Consider the following 15,268-nt stretch of genomic DNA (forward strand, 5'->3'; position numbering starts at 1 on the left):
CCTGCCGGGTCCGGCGGTCAGGACGCCTCCTCGACGGCGGCGCCGACCGGTGCCGGGCGGGACGGCCGGGCGCGGAGCGGCGGGACCGGCCGCGGCCCGGTGGCCTGCCGGGGCAGGCCGATCACGGCGGGAGCCGGCTCGGCCTGCCCCGGCGCCGCGGCGGTGACCGGGGCGACACCGGTGACCGCGACCGCCGTGTCTGCGGGCTCGGTCGGCGCCGGGAAGCCCGGGTTGACCCCGCCGGCGGCGGTGATCCCGGCCGGGTTCAGCAGCACCTTGACGGTCAGCAGCAGGATCCGCAGGTCGAGGCCGAGCGAACGGTTCCGGACGTACCAGAGGTCGAGCTCGATCCGCTCCGGCCAGGTGATGGAGTTGCGGCCCTGGACCTGGGCCCAGCCGGTGAGGCCGGGCCGCACGTCGAGCCGGCCGCGCTGGCGGCGGGAGTAGTGGACGACCTGCTCGGGGAGTGTGGGCCGGGGCCCGATCACGCCCATCTCGCCGCGTGCGACGTTCCACAGCTGCGGCAGCTCGTCCAGGCTGGTCCGGCGGAGCAGGTCCCCGAGCCGGGTGATCCGGGGAGCGTCCGGCTCCTCCGGGAAACGTTTGTCCCGCATGGTGCGGAACTTGAGGATCTCGAACTCCTTGCCCCGCAGCCCCGTCCGGGTCTGCCGGAAGAGCACCGGTCCGCCCATGGTGCAGCGGATCAGCAGAGCGATCACCAGACCCAGCGGAATCGCGACGATCCCGGTCAGGACGGTGATCGCGAGGTCCCCCCCTCGCTTCATGACGGTCCTTCCCCTGATGCGGTGGTGTGGTCAGTGGGCGGGCTCAGCCGACCGTCCAGGGCAGCCCCTTCACCCGGGCGACGGCCGCGTAGGTGGCCAGCGAGACGGCGGCGACCGCCCGTTGGTCGAACTCCGCCTCGGCACGGCGGCGGGCCGCCGTGCCGAGGCGCTCGCGCAGGCCGGGCTCGGTGAGAAGCCGGTCCAGCGCACTGGTGAGGGCCCGGGCGTCCCCGGGCGGGGCGAGGAGCAGGTGCTCGTCGTGGGTGCCGACCTCGCGGCAGCCCCGGATGTCGCTGAGCACCATCGGCAGGCCACCGGCGGCGGCCTCCATGGCGGAACGGGAGAACCCCTCCCGGTAGGAGGGGAGGACGAAGACGTCCAGCGCGGCGTAGACGGCGGGCATGTCGTCGCGCGGACCGAGGAAAGCGACCCCGGACTCGGCGCCGTGGGCGTCCGGCTTGTCCGGGTCGTCGGGGCCGATCCAGACGAACCTGGCCTTGCCGGCCAGGGCGCGGGCGGCCTCGGCGTACTCCCCGATGCCCTTCTCGGCGACCCGTCGGCCGACCCCGCCGACCAGCAGCTCGTCCGGCCCGAGGCCCAGCTCGGCGCGCAGCCGGGCCCGGGCCCGGGCGCGTTCACCGGGATCGGTGGCGAAGCGGGTGAGGTCCACCCCGTTGCCGACCACCCGCGAGCGGCGGGCCGGGACGGCGCGGGCCAGGGTCCGGCGGTCCTCGCCGTTCTGGTACAGCTCGGCGTGCGAGAACCGGGCGGCGAAGGCCTCCGCGCCGAGCACGAAGGCGCGCTTGGCGAACGGGTCGTGCGCCTGCGCCCACAGCCCGTGGCAGGTGTTGACCACCACCGGGACGCGGGCCAGCCGGCCCAGGATCCGGCCGAGCACACCGGTCTTCGGGTTGTGGGTGTGCAGCACGTCCGGGCGGATCCGGCGGAGCACGGCCAGCAGCTCGCGGGCCGCGGCGGCGTCGGCGCGCGGCTCCCAGGCCCGGGTCAGCGCGTGCAGCGGCTCGTGCCGCACGCCGATCGCCGCCAGGTCCGGCAGGTACGGGCCCGGAGCGCTGATCCCGTACGTCTCGAAGCCGGCCTCCAGGTCCACCTTGAGCTCGGTGGCGAGGAGCAGCTGGAGGCTCATGTCGACGGTGGTGAGGTGGGCGACCCGCAACGGGCGGCCGCCGGGGCCGCGCAGGCGCGGGGGTATCCGGTCCTCAGGCACGGGCGCCCACCGCCTTCGCGGTGGCGACGATCCTGGCGTAGGCGCGCTCGGGGATCAGCCGGCCGTGGAGTTTGGCGCGGAAGAAGTCGATCGGGTCGGTGCGGCGGACCGGCACCCGGCGCAGCCGTACCGGGTCGACCCCGGGGGTGTTGCGGCCGACCTCGCCGGTGGCGGCGGTCCGGAACCGGGCGCGCAGCGCGGGCTCCATGTGCGGGACCGGCACGCCCCAGGTGTAGGCGTAGTGGCTGGGGCGGACGCCCAGGTGCTGCTCGACCTCGTCGTTGCAGGCGTCCAGCTCGGCGGTGGTGAGCAGCTCGGGCCGGGCGTGGGTGCGGGTGTGGTTGGCGACCGTGCACAGACCGGAGGCGGTCATCTCGCGCAGTTGCTCCCAGCTGAGCGCGGGGGCACCGGCGGCCTTGGCGGTCGATCCCTCCCAGCGCATCTCGCCGCCGACGTGGCCGCTGGCCAGGTAGACGGTGAACGGCAGCCGGCGCTCGCGCAGCAGCGGCCAGGCGTTGTCGAACACGTCCGCGAATCCGTCGTCGAAGGTCAGGACGACACCCGGGGTGCGGCGGCCCGACTCGATCCGGTCGGTGGCCTCGTCCAGGGAGACCACCCGGCCGGGCGGCAGGGCGGCGAGCAGGTCGGCCTGGGCGGCGAAGTCGGCGGTGGCGACGTCCAGCTCGTCCGGGCTGCCGCCGCCGACCCGGTGGTAGATCAGCACGGTGGCGCCCTCGCCGGGACTGCTCCCGACCCGGCGCGCCAGCTGGCGCTTCACCTGGGCCCGGATCCCCCCGGTGACCGGGGCCGTTCCGGGCGCGGCGCTGCCGCTCATCGTTCCCCCCTCTGCGGCACCCTCCCCGGCGCCGGCAAGTGGCCTCGCATCCGGCGCAGTTGGCGCTCCGGACCGACATCACAGTAGGGGGAACTGTGGGGCTGGTGCCCCGGAATTGTGAAAGAAGCGAGAAGGAGTTGGCAGTTGGGCCGAAAACCGGCCGATCCGACCGGATGGATCCGATCGGGAGTTCGGCGTGCGAGCGGTTACGGCGGAATTCGACAAAACCCCGGGCGGGGGCACCGGCACACCCGCTCCGGGAGGCCGCTTCGGGACATCGGGGCGCCGCTCGGGGACGGCGGGTCTCCCTCGCCCGGTCGGCTCAGGCCGCCGCGCGGCGGTGCCGGCGGAACACCGCGACACCGATCCGGCCGAGCATCAGCACGCCGGCGGCGAGGCAGCCCGCGACCGCCATCGCCCAGGCCGGTCCGTCACTGTCCGGAACCACGACCGCGACCACGATGCCCAGCGCGAGGCAGGCCAGACCGACCAGCGCCAGCGGCACCTGGTGGGTGACCAGGGCACCACCGTGCCAGAACCGGGTCATCCGGGTCGCGCCGTGCGGGTGGTAGTGATCACGTTCCGCGTCTGCCATGAGCCCAAGGTACCTCGGGGCCGCCGCCGGAGCAGCCCGCAGGGCGTGACTCTTCGGCCACGCCGGGTCACCGTCGAGGCGGCCGGCCGGGGCGCGCGCACGCGCTCCGCCGGTGCGCCCCGGCGCGCGCCGGGGTGCTCGTTCCGGCGCCGGTTCCGGCTCCCGGTCCGGCGTCGTCCCGGCTTCGTTCCGGCCCTGTCCCGGGATTGTTCCCGCGCTGCGAAAAAACCTTGCCGGTCCGGTACAACCATCAACGGGGCGTAGCTGTCTCCATTACATTGAGCGATCCAGGAGCCGTCCGCGGTGCGGGTTGGGAGTCCCCGCCGTGGACCGGAGATACCCAGGGGGCGGAGCCGCCGTGCCCTGGAGTCGGAGGCCGGGCTCTGTCCTCCGGCGGTACCGCCACGCCGCATCGGCGACCGAGGGGGAACCGTGCCGCAGTCCCATTCCACGACGACGACCTCCGGCCTCACCGCACTCAACAGGGCCGTGGTGACCGCCCTGTCGGACCTGCGGCCGCCACCGACCGCCGCCCCGCCGCCCGCGCCCGGCCCCGCGCGACCGGCGGCCGCGTCCCCCGCGAGTGCCGTGCCGATCGACGGGCAGCCGATCGACACCCGGCCCGGTGACCGGACGCGGCGGTCCCCCGCGGCCACCCGGTCCGCCACGGCCACCCGCACCTGCTCCCGGCCGGCCCGGGCGCTGGCGCCCGCACCGGCGGCGCCACCCGCTGCCACGCCCACCGCCACGCCCGGGGGGCGGACGCGCGAGGGCGCCGAGGGCCCGGCCGGCGCTCCGGCACACGGCCCGGCCGGCAGCCCGGCCGACGCGCGGGGCGAGTGGCTGCGGTTCGCGCCCGTCCAGCCGCTGTTCCGAGCCAGGGCGGCGCAGCGGCTCGCCGTGCTCGCGTACCACGGGGTCACCGACCCCCGATCGTTCGGCGCACAGCTGGACCGGCTGCGAAGACTCGCGACACCCGTCTCGCTCGCCGCCGTGCAGGAAGCCGTCGCCGAGCGACGTCCGCTGCCCGCCCGCAGTGTGCTGGTGACCTTCGACGACGCCGACCGCAGCGTCCTCACGCACGCGCTGCCCGCGCTGATCGAACGCGGTATCCCGGCCGCGGCCTTCGTCATCTCCGAGCTGATCGGGACGGAGCGGCCGTTCTGGTGGCACGAGGCCGACTTCCTCGCCCGGCACGGCGGTCGGGCCCGTTCGCTCGACTGCGGCCACCCCTCCCAGCTGCTCCGTCGGCTCAAGGCGATGCCCGACCCGGACCGCCGGCGCAGCCTCCAGGAGCTGCGGGTCAGCGCGGACCGGCGCCCGCCCGGCCAGGACCAGCTGACCCCGGCCGACCTGCTGGCGCTCCGCGAGGGCGGCGTCGCCATCGGCAACCACACCCAGGGGCACCCGTGCCTCGGCCGCTGCGACGACGCCACCGTCCGGGCCGAGATCACCGGCGCCCACGAGGCCCTCACCCACTGGCTCGGCGAGCCCCCCATCGCCTTCGCCTACCCGGACGGCGGCCACGACGTGCGGGCCGAGGGAGTCCTCCAGGAACTGGGCTACCGGCTCGGCTTCCTCTCCGACCACCGCCTCGGCCCCCGGTTGCCCTCCCACCCGCTCCAGATCAGCCGGCTCCAGGTCGACTCGACGACCAGCACCCGTCGCTTCGACACCATCCTGTCCGGCCTCGAACCCGCCTATCGCCGCTGGCGCGGCCAGGCCGCCTGACCCCGCGCGCAGGAAGTCGTCCCCACCGACTTCCTGCGCGAGCGGCCCACGGCCGCCCTTGCCCCTGCCCCTGTCGCTGCCCCTGCCCGTGGCGCACCTGCCCGCGCGCGAGAAGTCGAGTGGGCCGACGTCCGGTGCCCAGCCCTGGGGTGGGCGGACTGAGCCGATCCCGTCTTCACGCACGCACCGGCACGCACCGGCACCGGCTCCGGCACCGGCACCGGCAGTCGAACCGGCAGACGCCCGAGGGCGAAGCTCCGTCGACCGGCCCGAGCTCCCGCGCGATTCACCGACCCGCGCGCGGGAAGCGCGAGAAGTCGGACGGGCCGCCTTCTCGCGCGCCGCCTGCGCCCAGCCGGGCGGAGGCTTCGATCAGCACCACCTTCGATCAGCACCACCCTCGACCCCGCCCGGTGGAGGTGGACCGGACGGCCTGGGCCGACCGGGTCCTGCCCCGTTTCCACATCCGGGCCCCAGGTCGGAGCGGGTCGGGCGGATCAGCCGGGCAGTCGCGCGCGCAAAGACCGAGCGGCGGAGTGGCGGAGTTCCGACGCACGGCCCTCGGGTGAGAAGAAGCGGCCGAACCCCGTCCACGGACGGGAGCTCCGAACCGCCTGCCGACCGATCGGCCGTCTGCCACCAGGTGGCGAGCCCGGGCACGGACAGTCGGCGATCGCGCGCGGCCCTCAGTGGGCGCCACCCCATGCCGATGCCCGATCCACAGACAGCCGCCAGCCGACCATCTCTGGAGCTGCTTGTTGGTCAGTTGACCAACAATGGCGACAGGGCGACAGGCGGGGTCGGGGTCGACTTTTCGAGCCGACCCATCGCACATTGCGGGCCCCAGCGGGAGCATGCGCAAACCCGGACTATTGGTCAACCGCCCAACACATGAAAAGTCGGATTCGTCGACTTCTCGCACTCGGCCCGGATCGCGGGACTGTCACAGCCGCCCCCATCCACCAAAGGCACCCCCGAGCGGACAGGCACGCGGGGCGTCTATTGGTCAACCGTCCAACAATCGAGGGCCGGATCGGCCGCCCGCAAGGCCCGCCCTCCCGCAGGATCGAAAGGCGGCCGACCCCGCGGACAACACCTCCGGGCAGCACAGTTCGGGCCAGCATATTGGTCAACCACCCAACACGCGGGAGGTCGGCTGGGCCGATCTTTCGAACCCGCCCCTGGAGCCGAGCCGCAGGGCCCAGCGGCGCACATCTCGGAGCGGCACCTATTGGTCATCAGACCAATAGGTGCAAAGTCGGATCGGCCGACTTCTCGCGCCCGACCGCGGGGCTGCGGCGCGGCTCCCCCGTCGCCGACAGCACCTTTGGCGACGGGCGTGAGAGTTCGCGTGTTGGCCATCTGCCCAACACGCGAGAAGTCGGATCGGCCGACTTCCTGCGCACGGCACCACCGCCCGTGCGGCGGAAGGCTCCGTTGAACGGCACGGGGCTACTCGGTGCGCAGGCGAGTCGGCGCGTCGGAGGGTCGCCCGCACGGTGGGCCGCCTCGCAGCGCTGACGCGGCGGCCGGGCACAGTCGCGAGGCGCAACCCGGGTCACCCTTGGAGGTGGGGGCCGGCGGGGGCCGAGGTCCGGCGTGAGAGCAACGGGCCGCGTCGAAGGATCGGCCGAGCCCGTCGGGACGCCGGGCTCGTGCCGCAGCCTGCGCGATCGACTGCTCGGAGGCAGGCCGTAAGGGGGCCACCGCGGTCCCGCGCCGGGCGACCTGCCGTCCGCTTCCGAAAGGCGAGACGGGCGGCAGACCCCACGCGCCGTCACCGAGCCCCGGCTACCAGGCGGGCCACAGGCCACACCGGGCCAGGCCGGCGGTCGGGCCGCCGGCACAGGAGGTACGGCCGGCACAGGAGCTACGGCCGGCACAGGAAGCACAGCCGACGCCGGAGGTACGGCCGCCACGGAAAGCACGGCCGACCGCGAGCAGAAGAGGTCAGGCCGCCGGGGCCGTGATCGGGGCGGCGGCTGCGAGCAGGGCCGTGCCGGGGTAGGCCAGGGCGACGGCGGGCAGGGTGGTCGGGATGCCGGCGTGGAGGACGGTGAGGGTGCCGTTGCCCCGGCGGGTGGGGTCGGCGACGCGGCGGAGGGCCTGGGCGACGACCGGTTCGGCGGAGCCGTGCAGGGTGAGCGACGGCAGGGCGGTCGGTGCGACGGCGGCACGGATGCGTTCGGCGACCAGTTCGTAGTGCGTGCAGCCGAGGACGAGGGCCGCCGTTCCGGCCGGGGTGCGGGCGGCGGCGTCGGCGACGGCCGCGTCGATGGCCGCCTGGTCGCCGTGGTCCACGGCGTCGGCGAGCCCGGGGCAGGCCACCTCGGTGACGGCGGCCGTGCCGCCGAAGTCGCGGATCAGTCCGCGCTGGTACGCGCTGCCGGTGGTGGCCGGGGTGGCCCAGATGGCGACCGGGCCGCCGAGCGCGGCGGCCGGCTTGATCGCCGGGACGGTGGCGATGACCGGGAGCGCGGGCTCCAGTTCGGCGCGGAGGGCGGCGAGCGCGTGCACGGAGGCGGTGTTGCAGGCGATGATCAGCGCGTCCGGTTCGTGCGCGGCGGCGGCGCGGGCGCAGCCGAGGGCGAGTTCGGTGATCTCCTCGGGCGTCCGGGGGCCCCAGGGCATCGAGGCGGGGTTGGAGGAGAGCACCAGATCGACGTCCGGGCGCTTGGTCCGGAGTACGCCGGCGGCGGCCAGCAGGCCGATTCCCGAGTCCATCAGTGCGATCTTCACGCTTCAAGACTTTAGTCGATGCCCCGCCGCGGGCCCCTGGTGCGGCAGACTGCCCGGGTGACCGTCCTGCTGTGGATCGCCGTGCTCTCCCTGCTGGTCTGGCTCTGGCTGGCGGGCTGCCACGGGTTGTTCTGGCGTACCGATGTCCGTCTGCCGCCGCGCCGTCCGCCCGCGCGGTGGCCGCAGGTGGCGGTGGTGGTCCCGGCCCGGGACGAGGCGGAGGTGCTGCCGCTGTCCCTGCCGAGCCTGCTGGCGCAGAAGTACCCGGGGCGGGCCCGGGTCGTCCTGGTGGACGACCACAGTACGGACGGCACCGGTGCGCTGGCGCGTTCGCTCGCCGCGCCCGGGGGCCTGGAGCTGACGGTGGCCTCCCCTCCCCCGCTGCCGCCGGGCTGGACCGGCAAGCTGTGGGCGGTGCGGCACGGGGTGGAGCTGGTGGGGGCGGACGCCGAGTACCTGCTGCTGACGGACGCGGACATCGCGCACGGGCCGGACTCGCTGGCCGAGCTGGTGGCGGCGGCGGAGGCGAACCGGCTGGACCTGGTGTCGCAGATGGCCCGGCTCCGGGTGGAGACGGGCTGGGAGCGGCTGATCGTGCCGGCCTTCGTCTACTTCTTCGCCCAGCTGTACCCGTTCCGGTGGAGCAACCGGCCCGGTTCCCGGACGGCCGCGGCGGCGGGCGGCTGCTCGCTGGTGCGGCGGGAGGCACTGGAGCGGGCCGGCGGGGTGGCGGCGATCCGGGGCGCGGTCATCGACGACGTGTCCCTCGCCCGGGCGGTGAAGGCCACCGGGGGCCGCACCTGGCTGGGCCTGGCCGAGCAGGTGGACAGCGTGCGCCCGTACCCGCGGCTGGCGCAGCTGTGGCGGATGGTGTCGCGCAGCGCGTACGCCCAGCTGCGGCATTCTCCGGTGCTGCTGCTGGGGACGGTGCTCGGGCTGACGCTGGTGTACCTGGTGCCGCCGGTGGCGGTGCTGGTGGGGGTGGCGGCGGGTGCCTGGCCGGTGGCGGTGGCGGGCTGGGCGGCCTGGGCCCTGATGACGGGCACCTTCGTGCCGATGCTGCGCTACTACCGGCAGCCGGCGCCGGCCGCGCTGCTGCTGCCGTTCACGGCGGCGCTGTACCTGCTGATGACGGTCGACTCGGCGGTGCAGCACTGGCGCGGCCGGGGCGCCGCCTGGAAGGGCCGGACGTACAAGTAGCGGACGGGTGGAGGGCCGACGGCCGAAGGGCGGACGGCCGGGGCCCGGGTGGGCCACACTGTTCGAATGGACCGTCAGACGATCTCCCGGCTCGCCCACGCCCATCACCCGATCGCCGCGCCGCTCTCCGACGAGGCCGTGGCGACGCTGCTGGACCGGGCGCTCGGCGCCGAGGAGGAGGGGCGGGTGCTCGACCTCGGCTGCGGGCAGGGTGCCTGGCTGCTGCGGGCGCTGGCGGCGCGACCGCGGCTCCGGGCGGTCGGGGTGGACCTGGACGCGGGCGCGCTGACCCGGGCCCGGGAGTCGGCGGAGGCGGGCGGGGTGCAGCGGCGGCTGGGGCTGCACCATCTCGATGTCCGGGAGTTCACCGACCGTGAGCCGTTCGAGCTGGTCCTGAACGTCGGCGCAACGCACGCCTTCGGCGGGCTGCTGCCGACACTGGCCGCCGCCCGCGAGCATCTGGCGCCGGGCGGCCGGGTGCTGGTGGGCGAGGGGTTCTGGGAGCGCGAGCCCTCGTCGGCGGCGCTGGGCGGCCTGGGCGCCGCGCGCGAGGAGTACGCGGACCTGGCCACCACCGTGGACCGGGTGGTGGCGGCCGGCTGGACGCCGGTGTTCGGCCATGTCAGCAGCCCGGCGGAGTGGGACGACTACGAGTTCTCCTGGACGGGTTCACTGGCCGCCTGGGCGCTGGACAACCCGGGCCACCCGGACGCGGCGGACGCCCGGGCCGCGGCCGACCTGCACCGCGCCGAGTGGCTGCACGGCTACCGGGGGACGCTCGGCTTCGTCACCCTGCTGCTGCGCCGGGGCTGACACGGCGGCCCGGACGCCGCTCAGGGCTTGAGGCGGGCGAGGAAGTCGTCGATCAGCGGGGCGATCTCGGGCAGCTTCTCCTCCAGCGCGAAGTGCCCGGTGTCGAACACGTGGAGTTCGGCGTCGGGCAGGTCGCGCAGGTAGGCACGGGCGCCGGGCTCGGTGAAGAACGGGTCGTTGCGGCCCCAGACCACCAGGGCCGGCGGCCGGTGGGTGCGCAGCCAGTCCTGCCAGACGGGGTAGAGCTCGACGTTGCTGTGGTAGTCGAGGGCGAGTTCGACCTGGATGTCCTTGCGGCCGGGCCGGTCGAGGTGGTGCTGGTCGAGGGTCCAGCCGTCGGGGGCGACCAGCGAGGGGTCGCCGGTCCCGCCCTCGTACTGGGCCCGGGTGATCTCCTCGACCAGGATGGCGCGGGCGCGTTCGGCGGCGCCCTCGACGCCGGGGCGGTTGGCGATGAACTCCCGTGCCTGGGCGGAGAGTCCCTCCTCGTAGGCGTTGCCGTTCTGGACGATCAGTCCGGTGATCCACTCGGGGTGGCGGGTGGCGATCCGCAGGCCGACGGGGGCGCCGAAGTCGAAGACGTAGAGGGCGAAGCGGTCGAGGCCGAGGGCCCGGCAGAACCCCTCGACGACGTCGGCCAGGGTGTCGAAGCGGTAGCGGAAGGCCTCGGGTGCGGGGCTGTCGCTGTGGCCGAAGCCGGGGTAGTCGGGGGCGATCAGCCGGTAACGGGTGCCGAGCGCGTCGAAGAGCCGCCGGAACTGGTGGGAGGCGGACGGGAATCCGTGCAGCAGCAGGAGTACCGGGGCGTCGGCCGGTCCGGTCTCGCGGTAGAAGACGCGCAGGCCGTCGACGTCGACGTGGCGGTGATGGATGTGCGGGATCGTCAGCTCGCTCATGCTAACCATTAAACATCGCAGTACTGGTTAGGAAAAGGGTTGCCCCGGAACGGGTCGCCCCGGAAGGGGCCGCCCGGGAAAGGTTCGCCCCGGAGGGGGTCGCCCGGGAAAGCAGCGGTCCGGGAGCGGACCGGCCGCGGGAGGAGTCGGTGTCACCGCCCCAGCAGCCGCAGGGCGGTGGGCTTGGTGAACTCGTACCTGGTCATCTGCTCCAGGTCCTTCAGCCAGCCGACCGCGCGGCCCGGCCGGGCGAGCACCCGGGCGTAGAGCTCCTCGAAGGCACCGGTGACGCTCTCCAGCGAGAACCGGCCGACCACCCAATCCCGCCCCCAGGCGCCCAGTTCGGCCCGTCGCGCCGGGTCGTCGAGCAGTCCCCGCAGCTGGGCGGCCAGCGCCTCCGGCGCGCGCGAGCCGTCCCCGAAGCCGTACATGCAGCGCGAGGCGTGCGGTTCGACCAGCGGCCCCGGCTCGTGCACGGCGGCGTACCCGGCCGCGCCGTGCACCACCACCGGCTTGCCGAAGGCGAGTCCGCGCAGGGCGGAGCCGCCCATGCCGAGAACGATGTCGGCGCCCTGGTAGGCGGGGCGCGGATCGGCGAGCTGACCCGGGACCAGGACGGCCCGACGACCGAGCGCCTCGTTGGCGGCGGCCGCACGGGCCCGCAGCGGCTCCAGGCTGGGGCCGGTGCCGACGATCACCAGCCGGACCCGGGGGTCGTCCAGGTGCCGGACGGCGTCCACGGTGAGCTCCGCGCCGGCGTCCTTCTCCAGCGCGGGGACCAGCCGGGTGACGATGGCGAGCAGCAACTCGTCCTCCCCGACACCGTGCTGGCGGCGGAACGCGGCGCCGTCGACCAGGCCGGGGGCGTCCGTGGCGGTGTTCACCGGCGGTTCGATCAGACTGACGTCCCGGTGGCCGAAGGCCCGGCCGTCGCCCAGCAGCGCGCCGAGACCCAGGACCAGCGGCTGGTGCCGGGGCAGGCCGCGCAGCATCCGGATCCCGTAGAAGGTGGTCACCACCGGGATCCGGCCGTAACGGCCGGGCCCGAAGTAGGAGTTGCGGGCCGCCCGGACCTCCCAGGCGTGCAGCAGCTGGCTGCCGTGCTCGGCGGCCAGCCGGCCCAGCCGGCGCCGGACCTCGGAGTGCGGGGTGTCGGGGCCGCCCGCCACCACCACGTCCAGGCCGTGGCCGGCCGCGACCTCGACCAACGGGGCCGGGCCGTCCACCCCCTGGGCGAACAGCACCGGGTCGTGGCCCCGGTCGCGCAGCGTGCGGGCGATGTCGACGGCGTTCAACTGGGCGCCGCCCAGGGCCAGGTTGTTGAGATGGACGAGCACCCGGACCGATCTCACGCCTCACTCCTCCCAGTGGTGCGGGACGAACACCGGCGCGGCCAGCACGACGGCGCGCGGCGGGGAGTCCAGCATCGGCCCGAACACGTCGAACTGGCCCACCGAGTGCCAGCTCATCAGCGTGCCGCCGTCGGTCCGACCGATGCTGTAGACGCCGGCCCAGAGCGTGTACCGGCCGCGCGGCAGCGGCAGCCGGGGGATCACGCAGGAGACCTGGCGGTCCCCGCCGGCGAGCCGGATCTCGTGGCTGATCTGGAAGATCGGGCTGGAGGTGCCCTCGCTGACGCCCAGGTGCAGGGTCGCGTCGCCCCGGTACTCGCCGCCCAGGGTGAGTTCGACGGTCATCGGCTCGTCGGTGGTCAGGCTGTCCCGCTCCTCGCCGCGCACCTCGTGCTTGAGCAGCTGGAGCGGCTCGCCGGTGCGCCCGCCGGCCTCGGACTGCGCCTCGATCGAGTCGCGGTAGCCCGCCATCGCGTCCTTGATCCCGGCGTCCACCCGGATCGAGCCCTGCTCCAGCCAGATGCCGCGCCGGCAGATGGACTCCACCGCGGGCAGGTCGTGCGAGACGAAGACGATGGTGGTGCCCTGCTCGGCGACCTCGCGCATCCGGTCCAGGCAGCGCTGCTGGAACACCGCGTCGCCGACCGCCAGCACCTCGTCCACCAGCAGCACGTGCGGCTCCAGGTAGGCGGCGACGGCGAAGCCGAGACGCATCTGCATGCCCGAGGAGTAGAACTTCACCTGCCGGTCGATGGCGCCGCCGAGCCGGGCGAACTCCACGATGTCGTCGAAGCGGGTCGCCACCTCGCGCCGGCGCAGGCCGAGCAGCGCGCCGAACAGGTAGATGTTCTCCCGGCCGGTCAGGTCCGGGTGGATGCCGGCCCGGATCTCGATCAGCGCGCCGATCCGGCCGCGCACGTCGATCACCCCGCCGTACGGGTACATCACCCGGGTCAGCATCTTCAGCAGGGTGGACTTGCCGGAGCCGTTGGAGCCGATCAGGCCGACCGACTCGCCCGGCTCGATGTGCATCGAGATGTCGCGCAGCGCCCAGCGCCAGTCCTCGCCCTTCTCGCCGCGCAGCCGGCGGGCCAGCGAATCGACCTTGTCGCGCAGCAGCATCCGCTGCTGGTCGGCCTTGAAGCGCTTCCACACCTGGTCGGTGCGGATGGTCCCGAGCGGGAGGGTCTGGCTAGGCGACATCGGCGATCCCCGTCTCCAGCTTCTTGAACAGCAGGTAGCCGCCGACCAGGAACACCACCGAGGAGACCGCGGCGATCGTGGTGAGCGCGGCGTCCGGCGCCTGCCCGTACAGCAGGGCGTTGCGGTAGCCCTCGATCACGGCGCCGAGCGGGTTGATCCCGACGTACAGCTCCTGGAGGCGCTCCGGGATCTGGGCCAGCGGATAGGCGACGGGGGTGGCGAACACTCCCATCTGGGTGATGATCGGCAGCAGGTGGCGGACGTCGCGCAGGTACACCACGGCCACCGAGAGCACGAGGGCGATGCCGTAGGTGAAGGCGAACTGGATGCCCAGCAGCGGCACGACCCAGAGGAAGGTCACCGCGGGGGCGGTCCAGAAGACCAGGAACAGCAGACCGAGCACCGCGGTGCCGATCAGCATGTCGACGGTGGCGACCAGCATCGTGGCGAGCGGGAACACCTCGCGCGGGCAGTACACCTTGTTCAGCAGGCTGAGGTTGTTGGCGAGGCTCAGCGCACCCTGGTTCATCGTGTTGCTGAAGAACTGCCAGACGATCAGGCCGACATAGGCGAACAGCGGGTACGCGGCGCCCTCGGTCTCGACGTGCACGGCGCGGCGGAACACCAGGGTGAAGATGGCGCACAGCGCGAGCGGGGTGAGCACCGCCCAGGCGAAGCCGAGCACCGCCTGCTTGTACCGGGCGCGCAGGTCGCGCTCGGCGAGCGCGCGGACGAGTTCACGGGCGCCCCACAGTTCGCGGGCCACCTGGGCCGGGCGGAGCCCCCGTTTGAAGATCAGCTCGGGCGGCGGCCCGTCGGCGGCCGACGGGCGTCGCCCCGGGGCCTGCGTTGTCTGGCTGTCGCGCTCGTCGACGAGCTGCGCGCGTTGTCCCCCCACGGACACCTGCCCTCTCCGGTACCGGTGGTATCGAGAAGTGGGCCCGTCACAACGGCTGTTGACGCCGTCGCGGTGCGGCCCGGCCCCACTCTGGCACAGAGTGTGGCCGCCGGGGGTCGGTTCGGTGAAGGTGATCCGCCGCACCCCGGCCGACGACCGAAAAGGGGCGGGCCGGCCGCGGTGCGACCGGCCCGCCCGTCGGCGGTCGGGAGGGGTGGGACGACGTCAGTACAGCGTGTGGGCGCGCGGGTGGCGCTGCTGCTCCTGGGAGACCAGGTGGTCCATCACCTCGGGCATCGCCTCGACGCCGCCGGCGTTGGTCGGCGAGGTGCGGTACTCGCCCTGCACCACCACGGTCGGCAGCTCGTTGATGCCGTAGCGGACGAAGAGCGCGGCGGCCTCGTCGACGGCCCGCAGGGTGTCCTCGGAGCGGTAGGCCTCGCGGAAGCTCTGCTGGTCGACGCCCTGGCGCAGGGCCCAGTCGGTGGCGGTGTCCTCGGTGGTGACGTCCTGCTCGTTGCTGTGGACCGCGCGGAAGGCGGCCGCCTGCAGGCGCTCGACCAGGCCCAGCCGCTCCAGCGTGTAGTAGAGGCGGGCGTGGCCGCGCTGGGCGGTCTCCTCGCGGCTGCCCTGCCAGATGGCCGGGACGCGGCGCAGGTCGACGTCGGCGCGGTGCCGCTCGGTCCAGGCCTGGAGCGGCTGTTCGAGCTGCTGGGAGTGACCGCAGTCGTACCAGAAGAACTCGATCGCCTCGGTGCGGGCGCTCTCGCGCACCGGCTGCGGGTGGTCGAGGCGGACGTACTGGGCGCCCTCACGGGGCGGCTGGTGGGTGACGGCGCCGGCCTGGACGGGGGATGCGGCGATCCCGGCGGCGACGGCGAGCAGCAGGGTGGTTCGAAGGATCGACTTCACACGGGGCAGCATGGCGGTGACGGAACGTCATCGGCCAGGTCGTCCCGGTGCGTCGGGCCGGGATTCGCCCGATCGGCGCAC

Annotated in this window: 13 protein-coding genes; 3 read left to right on the forward strand and 10 right to left on the reverse strand. The window is 74.3% G+C overall.

The features are described 5' to 3' along the window. Positions 1–17: 17 nt before the first annotated feature. The 4 genes from ACIPYS_RS36125 to ACIPYS_RS36140 all read right to left on the reverse strand — a co-directional run bounded on the left by ACIPYS_RS36125 (position 18) and on the right by ACIPYS_RS36140 (position 3,443). Positions 18–785, reverse strand: coding sequence for a sugar transferase (locus tag ACIPYS_RS36125; RefSeq protein ID WP_400754265.1), 768 nt, complete (start codon positions 783–785; stop codon positions 18–20). Positions 786–828: 43 nt separating this feature from the next. After that, positions 829–2,013, reverse strand: coding sequence for a glycosyltransferase family 4 protein (locus ACIPYS_RS36130; protein WP_400754268.1), 1,185 nt, complete (start codon positions 2,011–2,013; stop codon positions 829–831). Then, positions 2,006–2,848: a polysaccharide deacetylase family protein gene (locus ACIPYS_RS36135; protein ID WP_400754271.1), complete on the reverse strand. Its 843-nt coding sequence runs from the start codon at positions 2,846–2,848 to the stop codon at positions 2,006–2,008. Before ACIPYS_RS36135 ends, ACIPYS_RS36130 begins: the two co-directional genes overlap by 8 nt. 322 nt (positions 2,849–3,170) lie before the next feature. Beyond that, positions 3,171–3,443, reverse strand: a complete 273-nt coding sequence (locus ACIPYS_RS36140) for a hypothetical protein (protein WP_400754274.1) — start codon at positions 3,441–3,443, stop codon at positions 3,171–3,173. A 432-nt stretch (positions 3,444–3,875) separates the two neighbouring features. On the opposite strand from ACIPYS_RS36140, the gene ACIPYS_RS36145 reads away from it, so the two are divergent. Continuing rightward, a complete protein-coding gene (locus ACIPYS_RS36145; protein WP_400754277.1) occupies positions 3,876–5,174 on the forward strand; it encodes a polysaccharide deacetylase family protein in 1,299 nt (432 codons plus the stop codon). A 1,950-nt stretch (positions 5,175–7,124) separates the two neighbouring features. Here the strand turns inward: ACIPYS_RS36145 and ACIPYS_RS36150 are convergent. Continuing rightward, on the reverse strand, positions 7,125–7,913 hold the full coding sequence (locus ACIPYS_RS36150) for a glutamate racemase (protein ID WP_400754280.1): 789 nt from the start codon (positions 7,911–7,913) through the stop codon (positions 7,125–7,127). An 18-nt stretch (positions 7,914–7,931) separates the two neighbouring features. Here ACIPYS_RS36150 and ACIPYS_RS36155 point away from each other — a divergent pair, with 18 nt between their 5' ends. Together ACIPYS_RS36155 and ACIPYS_RS36160 are read left to right on the forward strand one after the other, a co-directional pair. Beyond that, a complete protein-coding gene (locus ACIPYS_RS36155) occupies positions 7,932–9,113 on the forward strand; it encodes a glycosyltransferase (protein ID WP_400754283.1) in 1,182 nt (393 codons plus the stop codon). A 66-nt stretch (positions 9,114–9,179) separates the two neighbouring features. Continuing rightward, on the forward strand, positions 9,180–9,926 hold the full coding sequence (locus tag ACIPYS_RS36160) for an SAM-dependent methyltransferase (protein WP_400754286.1): 747 nt from the start codon (positions 9,180–9,182) through the stop codon (positions 9,924–9,926). 20 nt (positions 9,927–9,946) lie between these two features. Here the strand turns inward: ACIPYS_RS36160 and ACIPYS_RS36165 are convergent, their stop codons facing one another. The 5 genes from ACIPYS_RS36165 to ACIPYS_RS36185 all read right to left on the reverse strand — a co-directional run bounded on the left by ACIPYS_RS36165 (position 9,947) and on the right by ACIPYS_RS36185 (position 15,187). Next, positions 9,947–10,822 carry an alpha/beta fold hydrolase gene (locus ACIPYS_RS36165; protein WP_400754289.1) on the reverse strand — a complete coding sequence of 292 codons (876 nt, stop codon included), beginning with the start codon at positions 10,820–10,822 and terminating at the stop codon, positions 9,947–9,949. A gap of 152 nt (positions 10,823–10,974) precedes the next feature. Further along, positions 10,975–12,174, reverse strand: coding sequence for a glycosyltransferase family 4 protein (locus ACIPYS_RS36170; RefSeq protein WP_093859387.1), 1,200 nt, complete (start codon positions 12,172–12,174; stop codon positions 10,975–10,977). A 3-nt stretch (positions 12,175–12,177) separates the two neighbouring features. Next, the gene (locus ACIPYS_RS36175) at positions 12,178–13,377 is read right to left on the reverse strand and encodes a polysaccharide ABC transporter ATP-binding protein (RefSeq protein WP_093859388.1); all 1,200 of its coding nucleotides are present in this window, start codon (positions 13,375–13,377) and stop codon (positions 12,178–12,180) included. Then, complete coding sequence (locus ACIPYS_RS36180; RefSeq protein ID WP_093864716.1) at positions 13,367–14,275, reverse strand: ABC transporter permease; 909 nt, start codon at positions 14,273–14,275, stop codon at positions 13,367–13,369. Before ACIPYS_RS36180 ends, ACIPYS_RS36175 begins: the two co-directional genes overlap by 11 nt. A gap of 225 nt (positions 14,276–14,500) precedes the next feature. Beyond that, positions 14,501–15,187, reverse strand: coding sequence for a thiol:disulfide interchange protein DsbA/DsbL (locus ACIPYS_RS36185; protein ID WP_400754294.1), 687 nt, complete (start codon positions 15,185–15,187; stop codon positions 14,501–14,503). Positions 15,188–15,268 lie beyond the last annotated feature (81 nt).

This window comes from Kitasatospora sp. NPDC089913, from assembly GCF_044748625.1.
GTDB lineage: Bacteria > Actinomycetota > Actinomycetes > Streptomycetales > Streptomycetaceae > Kitasatospora.